Origin of the sequence: Streptomyces sp. NPDC001270 (assembly GCF_042896695.1) — a bacterium.
Taxonomy (GTDB): Bacteria; Actinomycetota; Actinomycetes; order Streptomycetales; family Streptomycetaceae; genus Streptomyces.
Map to the genome: position 1 here is coordinate 18,697 of NZ_JBIAXM010000057.1, position 16,164 is coordinate 34,860.

General features: G+C 67.7%; 13 protein-coding genes and 5 pseudogenes. 4 read left to right on the forward strand and 14 right to left on the reverse strand.

What is annotated here, in order from left to right; all coding sequences use genetic code 11:
* The first annotated feature begins 904 nt into the window (after window positions 1–904).
* Window positions 905–1,201, forward strand: a complete 297-nt coding sequence (locus ACFY2B_RS43550; protein WP_390768612.1) for a hypothetical protein — start codon at window positions 905–907, stop codon at window positions 1,199–1,201.
* Window positions 1,202–1,467: 266 nt separating this feature from the next.
* On the opposite strand, the gene ACFY2B_RS43555 is transcribed toward ACFY2B_RS43550, so the two are convergent.
* From ACFY2B_RS43555 to ACFY2B_RS43575, 5 genes are all read right to left on the reverse strand, one after another.
* Window positions 1,468–1,707: a hypothetical protein gene (locus ACFY2B_RS43555; RefSeq protein ID WP_390768613.1), complete on the reverse strand. Its 240-nt coding sequence runs from the start codon at window positions 1,705–1,707 to the stop codon at window positions 1,468–1,470.
* Window positions 1,704–2,645 (reverse strand): SPFH domain-containing protein, encoded by a 942-nt coding sequence (locus tag ACFY2B_RS43560; RefSeq protein ID WP_390768614.1) that lies wholly within the window; start codon window positions 2,643–2,645, stop codon window positions 1,704–1,706. Before ACFY2B_RS43560 ends, ACFY2B_RS43555 begins: the two co-directional genes overlap by 4 nt.
* Before the next feature lie 851 nt (window positions 2,646–3,496).
* Window positions 3,497–4,480, reverse strand: a complete 984-nt coding sequence (locus ACFY2B_RS43565; RefSeq protein WP_390768625.1) for an IS1380 family transposase — start codon at window positions 4,478–4,480, stop codon at window positions 3,497–3,499.
* Window positions 4,384–4,884 (reverse strand): hypothetical protein, encoded by a 501-nt coding sequence (locus ACFY2B_RS43570; protein ID WP_390768615.1) that lies wholly within the window; start codon window positions 4,882–4,884, stop codon window positions 4,384–4,386. Before ACFY2B_RS43570 ends, ACFY2B_RS43565 begins: the two co-directional genes overlap by 97 nt.
* Window positions 4,885–5,075: 191 nt before the next feature.
* Window positions 5,076–5,993 (reverse strand): alpha/beta hydrolase, encoded by a 918-nt coding sequence (locus tag ACFY2B_RS43575; protein WP_390768616.1) that lies wholly within the window; start codon window positions 5,991–5,993, stop codon window positions 5,076–5,078.
* Window positions 5,994–6,254: 261 nt separating this feature from the next.
* Here ACFY2B_RS43575 and ACFY2B_RS43580 point away from each other — a divergent pair.
* Window positions 6,255–6,323, forward strand: a pseudogene (locus ACFY2B_RS43580) (hypothetical protein); the annotation flags it as partial.
* A 339-nt stretch (window positions 6,324–6,662) separates the two neighbouring features.
* Here the strand turns inward: ACFY2B_RS43580 and ACFY2B_RS43585 are convergent.
* The 6 genes and pseudogenes from ACFY2B_RS43585 to ACFY2B_RS43610 all read right to left on the reverse strand — a co-directional run bounded on the left by ACFY2B_RS43585 (window position 6,663) and on the right by ACFY2B_RS43610 (window position 13,064).
* Window positions 6,663–7,259 carry a hypothetical protein gene (locus ACFY2B_RS43585; RefSeq protein WP_390768626.1) on the reverse strand — a complete coding sequence of 199 codons (597 nt, stop codon included), beginning with the start codon at window positions 7,257–7,259 and terminating at the stop codon, window positions 6,663–6,665.
* A gap of 22 nt (window positions 7,260–7,281) precedes the next feature.
* Complete coding sequence (gene istB / locus ACFY2B_RS43590) at window positions 7,282–8,055, reverse strand: IS21-like element helper ATPase IstB (RefSeq protein ID WP_390768617.1); 774 nt, start codon at window positions 8,053–8,055, stop codon at window positions 7,282–7,284.
* Window positions 8,052–9,121, reverse strand: a pseudogene (gene istA, locus ACFY2B_RS43595) (IS21 family transposase); the annotation flags it as partial. The pseudogene istA and the gene istB, both read right to left, overlap by 4 nt.
* Window positions 9,116–10,621, reverse strand: a pseudogene (locus tag ACFY2B_RS43600) (ISAzo13 family transposase); the annotation flags it as partial. The pseudogenes ACFY2B_RS43600 and istA, both read right to left, overlap by 6 nt.
* Before the next feature lie 412 nt (window positions 10,622–11,033).
* Window positions 11,034–12,017 (reverse strand): alpha/beta hydrolase, encoded by a 984-nt coding sequence (locus ACFY2B_RS43605; RefSeq protein WP_390768618.1) that lies wholly within the window; start codon window positions 12,015–12,017, stop codon window positions 11,034–11,036.
* 123 nt (window positions 12,018–12,140) lie between these two features.
* Window positions 12,141–13,064, reverse strand: coding sequence for an SDR family oxidoreductase (locus ACFY2B_RS43610; protein ID WP_390768619.1), 924 nt, complete (start codon window positions 13,062–13,064; stop codon window positions 12,141–12,143).
* 139 nt (window positions 13,065–13,203) lie between these two features.
* Between ACFY2B_RS43610 and ACFY2B_RS43615 the strand changes: the two genes are divergently transcribed.
* Window positions 13,204–13,821, forward strand: a complete 618-nt coding sequence (locus ACFY2B_RS43615) for a TetR/AcrR family transcriptional regulator (RefSeq protein ID WP_390768620.1) — start codon at window positions 13,204–13,206, stop codon at window positions 13,819–13,821.
* Between the two features lie 33 nt (window positions 13,822–13,854).
* Here the strand turns inward: ACFY2B_RS43615 and ACFY2B_RS43620 are convergent.
* The 3 genes and pseudogenes from ACFY2B_RS43620 to ACFY2B_RS43630 all read right to left on the reverse strand — a co-directional run.
* Window positions 13,855–14,112: pseudogene (locus tag ACFY2B_RS43620) on the reverse strand (Tn3 family transposase); the annotation flags it as partial.
* Window positions 14,113–14,462: 350 nt separating this feature from the next.
* Window positions 14,463–14,600 (reverse strand): annotated as a pseudogene (locus ACFY2B_RS43625) (transposase); the annotation flags it as partial.
* A gap of 70 nt (window positions 14,601–14,670) precedes the next feature.
* Window positions 14,671–15,063, reverse strand: coding sequence for a winged helix-turn-helix transcriptional regulator (locus ACFY2B_RS43630; RefSeq protein ID WP_390768621.1), 393 nt, complete (start codon window positions 15,061–15,063; stop codon window positions 14,671–14,673).
* Between the two features lie 106 nt (window positions 15,064–15,169).
* On the opposite strand from ACFY2B_RS43630, the gene ACFY2B_RS43635 reads away from it, so the two are divergent.
* Complete coding sequence (locus ACFY2B_RS43635) at window positions 15,170–16,003, forward strand: enoyl-CoA hydratase/isomerase family protein (RefSeq protein ID WP_390768622.1); 834 nt, start codon at window positions 15,170–15,172, stop codon at window positions 16,001–16,003.
* The last annotated feature ends 161 nt before the right edge of the window (window positions 16,004–16,164 follow it).

Consider the following 16,164-nt stretch of genomic DNA (forward strand, 5'->3'; position numbering starts at 1 on the left):
CCCATGAACGCCTGTCTGGCCGGCCGACGCCGGGACGCCTTCTTCACGTGGCCCCTGTCACCGGCGCCTCACAGAAGGTGAACAGTCCCGCCTCGACCTCGGTCGCCCAGCCCCGCGCGGCCGGTCACTGACACCACGAAGGCGCCGCGCTCGTTCGCATTCCTGTCGGGGGAAGGGAGGACGTTGCCACGCTCAGCGGCTGCCGTCACGGAAAGTACAAGCGCGCCGGTTTTCGCTCGGATGTATCAACCCCCGGATTCCAGTTCGGTGGCGCGGAGGAAGTCTGCGACCGTGCCCGGCATGCCGGGTGACCGGCAGCTGTTGTTGGGTATCTTTCCGGCCGTCCGTGTCCCGGCCGGGCTCCCGCCGTTGTACGCGCCAGCGCGGCCAGCCGGCGCGTACGGGTTGGGAAACCGCCGCCGGAACCATTCGAGTCGGGGCTGATGCGGGTGGAAGCCGTCGGGCGTGCAGTGCGTACCGGGCGGAGCGTCGCAAGCGGGGGGCACGAGACGTCCAGCACGCTCCAGGATGGAGACTGCGGCAGCGGGCGGCGATTGGCCTTCTTGAGCCCGGCCACGGGAGGCCGTGCCTTACCCGTTGCCCGGGCAACAGTCCGCGAGGATGCGGCTGGGCGGCTGGCGGTCTGCGGCCGGGCGCGGCTGCTTTCGGCACGTGTCTTCCAGGCGTTGATCTGGTCCTGCTGGTGGGAGTCGATCCGTGCACCAGCCTGCGGGGCCTCGTTCACGACTTCGTTGACCAGCTTGCGCATAGCCTCGGGTGACAGCCGGTCTCCGCGACGCTCCAGGATCCCCAGCAGCTTGCGTGCCCGCCCGGCTGCCTGCTCGGCCCGTTCGTCCTGCAGTTCGGCCCTTCGTGCAGTTGCCGCGTCCTGCTGTTGTTTCGCGTGAGCCCTCACAAGGGCATCAGCCGCGGCCATGGTCTCGTTCTCAGCGTCGGTCCGGTCGCGATACGCGACCGCCCGGAGGTGTTTCCGCAGCGTTCTGACCTGCGCGAGATCCGACGCGACGATGGCATCATCCAGTCCGGAGAAAAGTCGGCGGCGCAATTCCGACTGCTTCTCCAGCCAGCGCTCCGCGTCCGAGACCGCGGCTACCAGCTCGGCCTCGATCTCTTCCCCAACGCCGGTCAGATCCGCGATGTTCCGGCACAGCTCAGGAGTCCACCACGAAGTCCACCCTGATCGCGTCGGCCAGCTTGCGCAGCAGCATCTGCGCTCGCGCGCGTGCGTGCGCCCGGGACCCTCCTGACCGTGCCCACGCTCGACGGAGAAACGGGCCGGGTGCTGCGGGACCGCACGATCTGCTCCACCGCCGGTGTCGACAGACCTCGCTCCGTCATTTCGCAGTCGTCCAGCGTGAACCACTCGGTTTCCCGCGCGAACGCCTCGTTGCCGATACTGACCCGGCGGGCGGTGCCTTCGCTGTCGAGGCGGATGCGGTGCACGTATCAGCGGCGGACCGGCGTGTCCCGGTCCACCGGCACCGACAGCCCCAACACCGGCTCGCTCTCGCCGTCCCACTCCGGGGCCACCGCCTGGTCCAGGTGCACCCGCAGCCCCCGGTCCTCGAACCGGATGTCCACGACGGAGCCGACCGGCGCACCGCCGGGTCGAGCGAAGTCGAAGCGGGCCTGCTCGCCCCGCGCACGAATCCCCGGCCCGGGGCGGCGCAGCGATGACGAGATCATGGCCACAGGATCCGGCGGATATCCTCCACCATGCCGGTCACCGATCCGGTGATGGCCGCGCCGGCCCCCAGTGCGGCGAGCAGTCCCGCGCCGAGCGTGCGGAAACGGCCCGAGTCCGGCGGTCGCTGCGCCTCCGCGGCCTGGTCTAGTTCGGCTCGGATGGCCTGCGCCTGCGCGACGGCTTCGGGGCCGGCTTCCAGGGTTCCGCGTTCGGCCTCGCCCCGCACCAGGCGCACAATCTCCTCGGCAATCGCCCGGGCCTGTTCGGCCTGCTGGGCACCGTAGGCGTGGTTGGTCTGGGTGTTGTGTGGGCCCTGCTGAGAGAAGGTGTTGCCGGAGGAGTTGTAGGTGTCGCCGCTCAAGACAGTGTCTCCCATTGCGTTGAAGGCGGATTCCTGCACGATGAGGGTCATAGGGCGCGCGTCGTCCTGCGGCCCGTCCAGCGCCTCGCGGCCGGCCATGATCCCGGCCCAGGAGACGGTGATTCCCCAGGCTCGAGCGTCGTTGTCGAGGGCCTCCCGGATTTGGCTGCTGAGCTGTCGCAGGCTCGTGCGCGCGTCGCTAGTGGTCAGTTGCGCGATGGCGTTGCTGATCTCGTACAGGATGTGCTGATCGAGGGCCTGGATGTAGCTGGCGATACCGTACGTGGCGGTGTGGGGCGAAGTGATCGCGTAGTGCAGGACGACCTGGAGGGCGATCTCGTTGCCGTCGCGGGCCGACAGCACCCTGATGGGGAACGGCACGGTCTGCAACCGCAGGTCCACCCGGTTTCTGATGGCATCCACGAAAGGGATCACGAAGTTGGCGCCGGGATGCAGAGTCCGTGAGTAGCGGCCAAAGCGCTCGACCACTGCCGCACTAGATTGGGGGATGACCTGAATGAACTCCGTCGCGCCCACCGCCCCCACGAGTCCCGCGGCAGCGCCCAGCCACCGCAAGACCGAACTCCTCCTCATGCGCCCCCCTTAGGAAGTCCTTGGGATTAAGTAGAAACCGGCACACAGGACCGGTCAATCTTCTTCTCCTGGAGCAGTGCTGCCGACCGTGGCCTCGGCGGAGTCAAGGATCGCAAAAAGCTACTCAAACGTCCTGGCTGGTCTCTCAAAAATGACCAGTTGTGAGAGTTCCACGAGAGCCCCGGACTCGATCACGTTCCCCAGGTCGCCATTCGCAGAACCCCTCTCGAAACGAGGCGTTGCGCGAGACAGTTCTGACAGACTGGGCGGGTGGACCTGACGTCCGATCAAGCCGCTAACGCGGTAGAACGAAACGAGTGTCTGAAGTGCGAGGCCCCGGCGGGCAGCGCCTGCCGGACCCGCAGCTGGAAGTGCGCGACGAAGTACCACACCGCCCGCTTCATCCTCGTGCCCGCGCTCTGCGAGGAGCTGGAGGTACCCGTACCTGAGGACCGCGGCCCGGGGCGGCCGTGGGCCGCAGGCACGCCCGCTCCGGCGATGCCGGCCGCCGCAGCCGCCAAGCCGATCCGGATCGGCTACGGGCGATAGCCGGGCATGAGACGTGTCCGGTCGATCGACGTCGACTGCGCGCCTGACGGTTTGCCGCCCGCGTCGGCGGGAGTGCGCGAAGCCGTGTCTCACGTAATCGACCTCTAGCCTCGATTCTTCAGCGGTCGCGGGTGCATGACCGACCTGTCGGTTCGCCCTGTTTGTTCCGCGTGATCACGGGCGGGGCCTTCGCGTGTCGCTGCGGCTGCGCCGGGGTTCCACAGCACCCGGAGATGGTGCGGTCTACTCCTTTCCTTGTCTCGTCGGCACTGGCGGGCGAGGCGTCAGGTGATGGCGGACAGGGTGGTCATCCCGTGCCAGCAGGTGGTGAACGCCGTCGCCCAGGGCCAGGTCCGCTCGATCCGCAGCCAGCGGCGGCGGGAGCGGTCAGCGAGGCGGGCGGGCAGGTGGTAGAGGCGGAAGCGCATGGTGTCCGGCTCGGCGTCGGCCAGGTCGTCGATGTCGTGCAGGGCCAGCAGCCGCAACCACGCGTCAAGATCGGCGGCGAGGTTCGCAGCGAGCATCCACCCACGGTTGGCCTCCCACGACTGCGAGGGCAGGTAGCCCAGGCCCATCGCCCTGTTGGTGCGCACCCGGTCCTCCACCCCGGCGTGGGAGCGGTGCAGCACGTCCAGGAATTGAGCGTGGCCCGATCCGGCGATGCCCCACATGGGGCGGATGCTGGTCGCGGTGATGCCGTAGCGCCAGCCGGTCTGCTTCTCGAACGCGGTCAGTTTCTTCAGGTGGCGTCGGGTCGGTCTGACGCGGCGCACGATCAGCCGCATGCCCTGTGGCCAGCTCTCACGGGTGTTCAGCCCGGTCAGTTCCGCGACGAAGCAGCCCTCCTGCAGGCTGCCGTCCTGGTGCGGGGAGGTCTCCCAGGCGGTCTCGGGCAGGCGGGCGATGGCCTGCTCGTCGTCTTCGGTGATCTTCCAGCCGACCGTGTAACGGACCGTGCGCCGCGCGGTGTTCAACGCTTCGAGGTGTTCCAGCAGCCCGTGGGTGGCTCCTGCCCCGTCCGCACGGATGAGGACCTTCGCGGCCGAGGAACCGGGGACCTGGGCGAGGGCGTCGGTGAGCACGGCGATGTGGTCGGCCACCGTGTTCGCCCCGGCATTCCCCGGCCGTAGCAGCATGGCCAGGGACTCGGTGGTGTTCGCGCACCACGCCGCTAGCGGATGAAACCCGAACGTCTTTTTGAAGGTGACCGAAGCCCCGGCCTTCTTCGACGCCGCGGTGATGACGGTGGCGTCGAGGTCGATGACGATCCAGCCGGCAAGCCGCTTGCCCGCCACGACCAGCCACGGGAACCGCCCGGCCGCAGATGCAGCAGACCCCACACGTGCCGGCGCACCCGCGCCCGCGCCTTCGCGATCCGCGCCAGGGTCGCCTCGTCGAGCGCGGCCAGCATCCGGCGGGCGGTGGAGTCCGAAGCCGCAAACCCGAACAACGGCCGGTAATGTAACTGGAGTTGCTCGGCCTCCGACAGGTTCTCGGCCCCGAGCACGATCGCGACCGCCAGGTGAACCAGCACCGCCGCACGGTCCCGCCAGCCGGCCACCATGCTGGACGGCAGCACCCTCGCCAGCGCGTCCGTCAGCCCCGTCCGGTCCGCACACCGACGCAGCAGCACCGCTCCGGCATGCCCGATCAGCCTCTTCCCGTCAGCCACTACGGACAGCCGGCGGTCCCACCCTGTACGCTCAACCACCAGAAAGGTGCCTTGCTCCCGCAGCGGATACGACCTAGACACTCGCATCCTCGCAGGTCAACGGCGCCTTTCTGCTATCGGGGCCTCAGCTCACCCAATTCCACTGAATACCCAGAGCTAGGACTGGGATCCTTCGAGATCGCAGTCAGTCCCTACGATTGCGTAATCCGGTCGCGCAGCCAGGAGTCGACGCTGCTGAGCGCCGTCCTGGCCATTGCCGTGGGGTGGCCCGTGAAGCCGTGGGGTGAGTGGGGGTAGACCCGGAGCTCGACGTCGTTGCCGGCTGCTGACAACCGACCTGCCAGCGCCAGGTTGTCTTCCAGCAACACGTCTGCACGTCCGACGATCAGCAGCGTTGGGGGAAGCCCGCGAAGAACGCCGTAGACGGGAGAGAGGTCGGGAACAGTGCGGTCTTCCACATGGCCGGCGTACGCCTGGATGAAGTATTCGTCCGCGATGCGGCGACCGGCCGGGGTTCGTGCGCTCAAGTCGTAGGTCCCGAATTGGAGCGCAGCGCCGGTGAATCGGCCAACGGCACCTCTGTCTCTCAGCCGGAGCAGGGTAGCCAAGGCGAGTGTGGCTCCCGCGGAGCTCCCGCCGATCGCAAGTCGGGACGTTCCGAAGCGGGCTTCGGCTTCTTCGACAAGCCAGAGCGCCGCCGCTTCACAGTCGTCGGGTGCCGCCGGCCAGGGGTGCTCAGGGGCCAGCCGGTAGTCGACGCTGACAACGGCGAGGTGCAGGGCGTCTGCGAGCTCACGGTTGCGTTTGTCTCCTCGCGCTGCGGAGTCCATGTAGAAGCCGCCGCCGTGTATGTCCAGGTAGACGCCCCGAGGCGGACCGTCGACAGGAGTGAAGATCCTGACAGGGACGCGCGCTTCCGCGGCTTCGATCGTCTCTTCGATGGCAGGCGGATCGGCGGCAGGAGGAGCAGACCTCTTCGCTCGGGCCTCCTTCAGCTCCTCCAGTGAGCTGGGGCCACGGCCTGCCGCCCTCGACTTGTAGAAGTCACGAGCTTCATCGACCTGCTCCGCGGGCACGTCAGCGAACAGTGCGTCCAGTGCGAATCGCACGCGCCCTCCTCATCACTCGGGTCTCAACTCCACGCTATCGAGGAAGTGTGCGGACTGACGCCGCCGGGGTGGCGTCAAGCTGTCGTCGGAGCGTGGTGATGTCGTCGTGCTGGGCTGCCAGGCGGGACAGGGCCGTGGCCTGGAACTCCTTCAGAGCGTCTAGGGTCTGTTGCGAAAGTGGATCTTGAATTGCGATGATCATGGTGTGGCGCGAGGGATCTGACAGATCGGCAGTGGGCTCAGTTGGAGCCGTTGCTGCCGATGGGGAAGAAGGCGGGCAGGCCGCGGACGTGGACACGTCGGCAGCTGATCGACGGGATACGGTGGCGGACCCGAGCGGGCACCCCGTGGCGGGACGTCCCCGAGCGATACGGCCCGTGGGACCGGGCCACGGGCACCTCGTCGGCGGCCTACTTCACTCCGGCGTTGGCAGCGGGACGCCACCTGGCACCGCATCTTCGAACAGCTGCAGGCCCAGGCCGATGCCGACGGACTGATCACCTGGGACGTCTCGGTGGACTCGACCATCGCCCGCGCCGACCGCACGCGGCGGGTGCCCAAAAAAGGGGGATCTGCAGGTCGAGCCGCCGGGCGGTGTCGACGTACTCCTGTGACTGCGCCACCGAGTACGGAGATATCTGCACCAGCCTGAGGGCGGGACGGTCGGGGTCATCTCGCGGGCATGGCGGGGGTGGGGAGGTGAACCTCCAGCACGACTGCGCTGCCGGCCACGGTCCGGTCCTCGTGCATGTTGATCTGCTGGCCGGTTTTGACGTGCGTCCAGTGAGTGGGAGTGAGGGGAACGAGGCGGACAGTGGCCCGGCCGCCAGGCTCCAGAACGGGCATGTCCTCAACCCAGAGCCCGGCGATACTCACCGAAGCGGCCCCGGTGGGTGAGAGGTTCCCGATGTCCCACATGGGTCGCAGAACACCGTGACCGGAGATTGGTGTCTTGCGTCGGGCCTCCGTGGGTGGACGAAGCGTCAGATCCGCCCGGATCATTCCGTTTCGGATCTCGGAACGCCGCCAGTGGCACCAAGCCGCGCTCCGCTCAAGGCCGAGTTGCTCAGCCGCCTCGGCAAGCTGCTCCCAGAACGTCAAGGGCAGCGGTTGCCCGTCTCCGAGCTCCTCCAGCAGGCTCAGAGCGATCTGCCATTCGTCGTGGGCGAGGTAGTCCCAAACGTCTTGCACCGAGATGTCGTTCTCGGTAGCGACCTCTTCCGGGACGAGGAGGGAAGCCGATTCGAGCAGCTCGGTGACATCCATGCGGTCATTGTCGACCACGTTGTCAGGCTGCGTCGTCCCGCTCTCGTTCGATGGCGGCCAGCCGGTTCTTGAGCCGATAGCTGGGACCGTTGATGGAGATCACTCCGCAGTGGTGGAGGAGGCGGTCGAGGATGGCGGTGGCCAATACCTCGTCGCCGAACACCTGTCCCCATTCGCTGAAGGTCTTGTTCGAGGTCAGGATGATCGAGCCCTCTTCGTAGCGCTTGGAGATGACCTGGAAGACCAGGTTGGCCTCCGCGCGGGCGAGGGGCTGGTAGCCGACTTCGTCCAGGACGAGGACCGCTGGCCGCAAGTACGTGCCGAGCTTGTTGGTCAGGCGTCCCGCGGCTTCGGCGGCGGTGAGGTTGCGGACCATGTCGTCGAGGCTGGTGAAGTAGATCGAGTACCCGGCCCGGCAGGCAGCGACCGCGAGGGCCACGGCGATATGTGTCTTGCCCACCCCGGGCGGCCCGAGCAAGGCAGCGTTGGCCTTGGCCTCGACAAACGAGAGAGTGGCGAGGTCTTTGACCTTGCGGGGGTCAAGCTCGGGCTGGAAGGAGAAGTCGTAGTCCTCCAGCGTCTTGTGGTGCGGCAGCCTCGACAGCCTCAGGCCCTGGCGGAAGCGGCGGTCGTCACGGACAGCTAGTTCTTCGGACAGGACCAGGTCGATGAAGTCGAGGTAGGCCATCTTGGCCTCGTCTGCCCGCTGTGCGTACTGGGTCAGGGCCTCGGCCAGGTGGGGAAGGCCCAGCTTGGCGGCCGTGCTGCGGATGCGGGTGGAGACCAGCTCACTCAAGACGATTCCTTCGGCGTTCGGTGGGTGGTGAAGGAGCGGGTGCCGGTCAGCTCGTCATAGACCGACAGCGGCCGGCGGCCGACCTCGACCTGGGTGGCTGCGGCCCGGTTCAGCAGGGCCATGAGCGATCCCACCTCCGGGCCGGAGTCGTCAGACCGGCGGGGTGCGGGCAGGTCGCCGGCCGCTGTGACGCGGCGGCCGGCTCCGGTGGGGAGGCCGCCCCAGTGCTTCTCATCCACGACCCGGGCGCCTCGGCCAACGGCCCGGGGGTGGGTGGCCAGAAGGGTGTCGCCCTGGCGTCGGGAGTCGTGGAGTGCAGCGCGACCTGCGATTTCGTGGCTCTGATCTCGACCAGCTGGCATGGACGGACCCGCCTCGCCAGCACCGAGTAGAGGTTCGCCTCGAAGGCGACGAGGCAGTCCTTGCCGACGTAGCGGAGGTGTCGCTGGGCGACCACGTAGGGGGTGACCGGCAGCGGACGCAGGGCAATGTGGTCGCGGACCGCTCGCAGGCCGATGACCTCGCCGTGAGTGCCGTGGACCTTCGCCCGCCGCAGCGGGACCCAGGCGGTGAACGCGACGTTCGTCTCCTCGACCGAGGAGAAGGCCCGGCCCGCCAGGACGTGGTCGCGGATGATGCCGACCTGCCACTCGACCCGGCCCTTGCCTTGGGGCCGGTAGGCGGCAAGCACGTCAACGTCGAAATCGTAGTGACCGGCAAACGCGACCGCCTCCGGGTGCAGCGGAACAGCCTCGCCTGGCGCGACGTGGCGGCGAACGACGGTCTTGGTGCGGTCGTAGACGATCGACATCGGGACCCCGCCGAAGTGGGCGAACGCCTGACGGTGGCAGTCAAAGAATGTGGCCAGGTCCTGGCTGGTGGTGAAGCAGCAGAACGGATCCCGCGAGTACGACAAGGTCATGTGGAAGGAGTAGACCTTGGGAATCCCGACATGGGCGAGGACTTTGCCCTCGTCACCCCAGTCCACCTGAGCCTGAACTCCGGGCACCACCTCGAACCGGCGGTGCAGACCAGCCAGCTCGCCCGGACTGATCCCGAGCTCCATGGTGGCGAGTTTGCGCAGGTGGAGCGCGGTGGCAAGGATTCGGTCCGCTGGTGTGAGCTTGGCTTTGGCGCCTGTGCCGGCGGCCACCAGGCGCTCGTGACCGCGATGGCTACGGAGGGTTCGCTCACGCTGTAGCTCCATCTCGGGGAGGAGTGCGTCGGCCAGTTCGCCGAACTGCTGGTGGGACATGCCGGTGAGTTCGGGATGCCGCAGGCAATGGGCAGTCACAGGTGCCGGGCTGGGCACTGGCGGCTGGTCCGTCGTGCTGATGACCTTGGATTCTTCCAGTGATGGTTGCGGGTGGAGGGTGTAGTTCCAGTCGCCGTGGAAACGGTGCCGAGTGATCGGCAGGGCGGCGATCTCACCGTCGCTGACCTGGATGCCGGTGGGGTACGGGTTGGTGTCGAGTTCGGCGTGCACGGTCAGACCGGTTTTGGTGGTGGTCGCGGCGATACTCTCGACGATGACTTCGTGGCTGGTCAGGGGCCTGCCGCGCCAGTTCATGGTGATGTGGGAGAACAGCCGGTGCTCGATACGGTTCCACTTCGAAGTGCCGGGAGGCAGGTGACAGACCGTGATCGCCAGCCCGGCCTCAGTGGCGAACCGGGCGAGTCCGGTCTTCCAGGTGCGGGTGCGATACCCGTTGGAGCCGCCTGCGTCGGCAGTGATCAGCAGCCGGTCGGCCGTCGGACAGGTGGCCCGCCCTGCTCCGTTCCACCAGCGGCGGATCGACTCGACCGCGAACGCGGCGGTGTCGTGGTCGGTGCCCACGTTGACCCAGCCGGTGTTCGCGGCGACATCGTAGATGCCGTAGGGCACCGCCCTGCCCAGCTCGCGGTCAGGGAAATCATGGGTGTCGACCCGCACCGGATCGCCTCTCGGCTCCCATTCACGGCCGCTGTTCTTGAACAGGCCGACCAGTTCCTTCTTCTTCGTGTCCACACCGATCACCGGAGCCCCGCCGTCCTGGTGGTCGCGGGCCTGCTCGTTGAGGTAATGGAACTGTGCGTCCCGGTCGGGGTGCTGCTTGCCTTCGAGGGTCTTGGCGTTGCTCTGCAGGCTGAAGCCCTCCTCGCGCAGGAGATCGCCCACCGTGTCCGCGGAGATCTTGTGGCCCTGCCGGGTCAGCTGCCCGGCGAGCCTGCGGGTGGATTTGGTGGTCCAGCGCAGCGGTGACATGGGATCTCCGCGGACGTCGGGTTCGACCAGCATGAGGAGTGCCTCCCGAACAGCAGGGTTGCGGTCGACGATGCGTTTGCGGCCGGCGCCGGGCCGGCGGACCCGTCCCAGCGGAGCCTCTCCGGAGTCGAGTTCCCGCACTCCAGCAGACACAGTGGCTTCACGGACACCGGCGGCACGGGCGACTGCTCTGATCCCGCCGTGACCGGGAGACTGGGCCTCCGCCCCTATCAACAGACGACGCTGCCGCTCATTGAGGTGCGGCAGAATCGCCTCGAACTTGGCCGCCAGCACGGCCCGTTGCCCTTCCAACCCGCTCATACCAGATCAACGAACCACCGAACAGAAAGCCACGAGTTAAAGATCTGCACGCCCTTAGGGAAATTCGCAGAAGCGGGAGCAGGGGTGGGGCGCGGGTGCGGTTCGTATGTGGGCGAGAGCGGGCGGCGGCATTGGTGCTGCCGGTGTCGGGCCGGGCCGCGCTGGGCCGGGGTCAGGATGTGGGGGAGGTCTCGAAGTGGCCCTGGTCGAGGTTGCCGGTGAGGTTGGACCGGGTGGGGTTGCGGTTCGTAAGGGCCGGGTCCGGGTGCTCGATGTCGGGTTGCGGGGCGAGAGCGTGGGGCCGGGGGAAGCCGAAGTGGGTGTCGGCTTCCCCGGTGGGTTACCGGCTGTCAGCAGGTTCGGGTGGCGGCCTGCTGGCCGTCACCGCGCGGCTGGGCCGCACACCGGACGCTCAGGGCTGACGGGCAGAGAACTGGCGGCGCAGGTATCCGTACCAGGCGTGGACGTACCCGGCACTCACCGCGGCTTCGGGGGCGAAGAGGTCCCAGGCGTGGTAGGCGCCGGGGTACAGGTGCAGTTCGACAGGCACGCCGCTGGCCTGGAGCCTGGTCGCGTAGCTCAGGTCCTCGTCGCGGAAGACGTCGAGTTCGGCGGCCGCGATGAAGGTGGGCGGCAGGCCGGTGAGGTCCGTCGCGCGTGCGGGTGCGCTGTACGGCGGCACGTCGTCGGCGCCAGTGCGGTCCCCGAGGATCAGGTTCCAGGCCAGGATGTTGGTCGCGCGGTCCCAGATGCCGATGTCGGTGACCTCGTGGCTGGACGCGGTGGTGTTGCGGTCGTCGAGCATCGGGTAGCTCAGCGCCTGGAACAGCGGCGCCGGCTCGCCCTGGTCGCGGATCATGAGCGCGGTGGCTGCGGCGATGCCCCCACCGCCGCTTTGCCCGGCCAAGGCGACGCGGCTCTCGTCGATGCCGAGCGCGGCGGCCTGACTGCGAAACCAGCGATAGGCGAGCAGTCCGTCTTCGGCGGCGGCTGGGGCGGGAGCCTCCGGCGCGAGCCGGTAGTCGACGGAGGCGACGATGCAGCCGACCTCCAGGACCAGGTGCTTGAGGGTGGGATCATCCTGGGCCGCGTACCCGAGGACCTGCCCGCCGCCATGGAACCAGAGCAGCACCGGAAGCGGCCCGGCTGCCTCGGTGGGCCGCAGCAGCCGGATGGGGAGGGTGGATCCGTCCGGGCGGACCACGGCGACCTCTTCGACCGACACGGACGGCTCATCCGGCATCTGGGCCGCGATCGCCTCGGCGAAGGCGCGGACGCCGGCGCGCGTGCCCTCCAGGTCGCTAAGGTCGAACACCCCCGCCTCCGTCATCGGCACCGCCTTCAGGACCTCGGCGAGTTCGGGGTCGATCCGCTCGTGTGCGTTCTTGGTGTTCATGTCGTTCGTATCCTCTCGGCTGCGCAGCAGCCGGTCGTGCAGGGGAATGGTGGGTCGTTTGGGCCGGTTCCGCCGGGCCGTCTGGATGCGTGGGGGTTGGGCGGATGGAGAAGGGGGGCGGGCTCAGCGCGGGGTGGTCGCGGGGGCGTCGAAGTAGTAGCTCTGGCCGAGGTCGCCGATGAGGCCGGGCTGGACGGGCTTCCAGCCGAGGAGGTCCTGGGTCAGCGTGCTCGAGGACGGGTTGTCGGCCTGGGCGTGGGCGCTCAGGAAGCCGAAGTGGGCCTCGGCCTCGGTCGGCGGGATGCTGACCACAGGCAGGTTCAGCCCGCGGCCGATGCCCTCGGCGATCTGCCGGAAGGTGATCCCCTCGTCATCGACGGCGTGCAGCCGGGAGCCCGCCGGCGCGGATTCCAGTGCCAGTCGGTACAGGCGTGCTGCATCCAGCGTGTGCACGGCGGGCCAGCGGTTGGCCCCGTCGCCGACGTAGGCGGAGACGCCCTTGGAACGGGCGATGGAGATGAAGGTCGGGATGAAGCCGTTGTGGTCGAGCGAGCTGTGCACGGTCGGAGTGAGCCGGACGACGGACGAGCGGATACCGCGTTCAGCGAGGACGACCACCGCGTTCTCGGCGTCGATCCGCGGGCCTGCGTCGAGCGCGTCGGCCTCGGTGAGGTCGTCCTTGAGTCCCGCGAAGGCGAACAGCATTGTTCCCGACGTGGTCACCAGGGGCTTGCCGGTGCCGGCGAGCGCGTCCCCGAGCGTGTCGATGGCGCGCAGATCCGCTGCGACCGCGCCGTCGAAGTCGCCGGCGAACATGGCGTCGTGCTTGAAGGCCAGGTGGATGACGCCGTCGGCCGCGGCGGCGGCCGCGGCGAGGCTGTCGAGATCGTCGAGGTCGCCTCGGTGCACCTCGGCGCCAGCAGCTGTCAACGCGGCGGCGGACTTGTCCGAGCGGGCCAGCCCGACGACCTGGTGTCCCGCTTCGAGGAGTTCGGGGACGACGGCGGAGCCGAGATGTCCGGAGGCTCCGGTGACGAATACGCGCATGGCGTACGCCTTCCTGCTGCGGGCTCCCCGCCGGGGGCGGAGAACCGTGATGTCAGTTCGTGACATCACGGTAGCATCCATGTCAGTCTCTGTCATCACTCTGATGTCAGATTCTGTCATCGGTGTGTAGGATCGGAGCATGAGCCGATGGAAAGCCGACGCACGAGGCCGCTTGGAGAAGGCGGCGATGGAGCTCTACAACGACAAGGGCTTCGAGGCCACCACCGTGGCGGAGATCGCCGCCCGGGCCGAGGTCACCGAACGCACCTTCTACCGGCACTTCGTCGACAAACGGGAAGTCCTCTTCCAGCCCAACGCCCTGGCCGACGTCCTCGCGCACGCCACGGCCACCGCCGCCGCCCCTCTGGCGCCGCTGGAGGTGATCACCCACGCCCTGACCGAAGCCGCTCCGGTCTTCGAAGAACGCGCCGAACTGGTACGGCAGCGCCAAGCCGTCATCGCTGCCAATCCCGAACTGCAGGAACGCGAACTGGCCAAACTGGCCTCACTCGTCTCCGCCCTCGCCCACGCGCTTCGGGAACGCGGTCTGGATACCACCACCGCAGCACTCGCGGCCGAAATCGGGATCGCCGCGTTCAAGGTCGCATTCGACCGCTGGATCAACGACCCCGACCAGCACAACCTCGCCCAGCACATTCGGGCAATCCTGGACGCCACCAGGCACCTCACCGTGCCCACCGACCACGCCGCCGCAACCGACGACGGGAGCCTCCCAGGCGAGCAGAGCGTGGCATGAATGCGGTGGGCACCCCGAGCAAGGGGCCCGCGGCTATCCATCCTCTCCGTCGCCCGTCTCGTCGTCTCTGTACGGGTCACGCAGCCGCCGCAGGCCCGGCACCGGCGGCCGGGTGAAGGCGTAGCGGCCGAGGAAGTTGATGTGGTCGTACTGGAGGGGGGACAGCCGGGCGAGCAACTCGTCGGTGACGGGAAAGCCGTCGGCCGCGAGCTGCTTGACGGCGGCGTCGATGTAGAGGCTGTTGAACAGCACCACGGCGTTCAGGGCCAGGCCGAGCGCGCCGAGCTGGTCTTATCCGAACTTGGCATGTTGACCGCCTGGGGCCGTCTGTCCGTCGATAGGTCGCTGAGAGTAGCGGCCGATTTTCTTGAGGATCGGCGGCCTTCCGGGCGTGTCGCCGAGCCGGTTCTTGCAAGGGTGCCCGACGAGGACGTCACTGGGGCCATGGAAAATGGGGCCTTGACCCCGGAGTTTGAACACGTCTATGCGGCTCGGGTCAGCGTAGTTGATGGTGTGTGGAAGGCGTTCTCGTAGGCGATCGGAGATCGCTGGCCAGCGGCAAGCTCCGCCTGAACCGCGTCACCGCCAGGCTGCGGCACCACCACAGGAACGGAGTGGGCACCGAGGCGGCGTCCGTCGGCGGCCCGGATCCAGTTGCGCAGCGTCTCGGTGTTCACTCCGAGATCGGCGGCGACCGACTTGATCGTCGCTCCCGGCCGTGAGCGGTACAACGCGACCGCGTCCGCCTTGAACTCGGCGGGGTAGTGCTTCATCCCCACAGGGACTCCGTTCTCCTGGACCATCAAGATCCAAGTGTCTCCGGTGTTCAAACTCCGGGGTCAGGGCCCGTTAAGCGTCAGCCCTGATATCAAACGCCCGCTGGCAGTTCCGGATCTCTCCGCTGTGCTCGACGGTCCAGTCGTAGAGCAGGCCGAACGGCTCGCGCAGGGACTCGCCCAGGGGCGTGAGCGAGTACTCGACGCCGACCGGTGAGGTCGGCAGCACCGTGCGCCGAATCATGCCGTTGCGCTCGAGACGGCGCAGTGTCTGGGTGAGGACACGTTGCGTGATGCCCTCCAGACCTCGCTTCAGTTCATTGAACCGGGTGGGCCGCTCCAGCAGCGCCATCACCATCATCGACCACTTGTCCGCTATCTGGTCGAGGATCGGTCGGCTGGGGCAGTCCGCCCGGAAAACCGTCCGTTTTTCGGCGTCAACGCCGTGCAGATTGGTGTCCTTCATGATCCTTGGTGCTCCCAAAGTGCGTTCTTGACCATCTGGGCGCCGTCGCCGACGGTAGGTATGCATTGCAAACCTACATGCCCAGCGGTAACCAACGGAGAATCTCATGACGAACGATGCCTACTCGACCCTGCGTGTGAGCAGCGAACACGGCGTCGCCCGGATCGTCCTCGACAATCCCCCGGTAAACGCGCTCGGAACGACGATGATGCGCGAGCTGCGGACGGTGCTGACCGGCCTCAAGGACGATTCATCCGTCCGCGTGATCGTCTTCTCGAGCGCCGACCCGGAATTCTTCATCGCTCACGTGGACATGCACATCGGGGAAGAGATGGACGTCCTCCAGGAACTCGCCGCATCCGCGCCGGCCGACGTCAACGTGTTCCAAGCGATCGGTGAGCTGATCCGCCACCAGCCCCAGGTGACCATCGTGAAGCTCGCCGGGAAGGCACGCGGAGGCGGCGCGGAATTCGTGGCCGCAGCGGACATGACATTCGCCGCCATCGAGACCGCTGGACTCGGTCAGATCGAAGCGCTCATGGGCATCATCCCCGGCGGAGGCGGAACGCAGTACCTCCGGGACCGCGTGGGCCGCAACCGCGCACTGGAGGTGGTTCTCACCGCCGACCTGTTCGATGCCGAGACCGCAGCGTCCTACGGCTGGATCAACCGGGCCCTGCCGGCCGACGAGCTCGACGAGTACGTCGACCGTGTCGCCCGAAATCTCGCCGCGCTGCCCGACGGTGTTATCGAAGCGGCCAAGAGCGCGCTGCCCGCCGATGACTTCAAGGAAGGACTCCTCCGTGAGAACGAGGCTTGGGCTTCTACGTTCAGTCTGCCGGCCGCTCAGCACCTGATCAGCGGGGGCTTGCAGGACGGGGCGCAAACACCGGCCGGCGAACGCGACCTTGAGGGACTGATGCGCAGCGTCGCGCGCTGATTGCCGGACGGCCACAGGACACATCACCGCACTGCCCTACAGCCGTCCTGTTCGTCCATCCAGCCACTTAGAGGATGTCTCATGTGGTGATGCGGTGAGTTGGGGCATCATTGCTGCTTGTGGGTGTCGATCTGTCGCAGCGGCTGGTTCCTGACGGTCTG

Bases quoted from the DNA above. Each gene is read 5' to 3' on its own strand.
- ACFY2B_RS43555 (WP_390768613.1), bottom strand. From the start codon at position 1,707: ATGATCTCGTCATCGCTGCGCCGCCCCGGGCCGGGGATTCGTGCGCGG.
- ACFY2B_RS43585 (WP_390768626.1), bottom strand. From the start codon at position 7,259: ATGGATGTCACCGAGCTGCTCGAATCGGCTTCCCTCCTCGTCCCGGAA.
- ACFY2B_RS43605 (WP_390768618.1), bottom strand. From the start codon at position 12,017: ATGAACACCAAGAACGCACACGAGCGGATCGACCCCGAACTCGCCGAG.
- ACFY2B_RS43610 (WP_390768619.1), bottom strand. From the start codon at position 13,064: ATGCGCGTATTCGTCACCGGAGCCTCCGGACATCTCGGCTCCGCCGTC.
- ACFY2B_RS43615 (WP_390768620.1), top strand. From the start codon at position 13,204: ATGAGCCGATGGAAAGCCGACGCACGAGGCCGCTTGGAGAAGGCGGCG.
- ACFY2B_RS43630 (WP_390768621.1), bottom strand. From the start codon at position 15,063: ATGAAGGACACCAATCTGCACGGCGTTGACGCCGAAAAACGGACGGTT.
- ACFY2B_RS43635 (WP_390768622.1), top strand. From the start codon at position 15,170: ATGACGAACGATGCCTACTCGACCCTGCGTGTGAGCAGCGAACACGGC.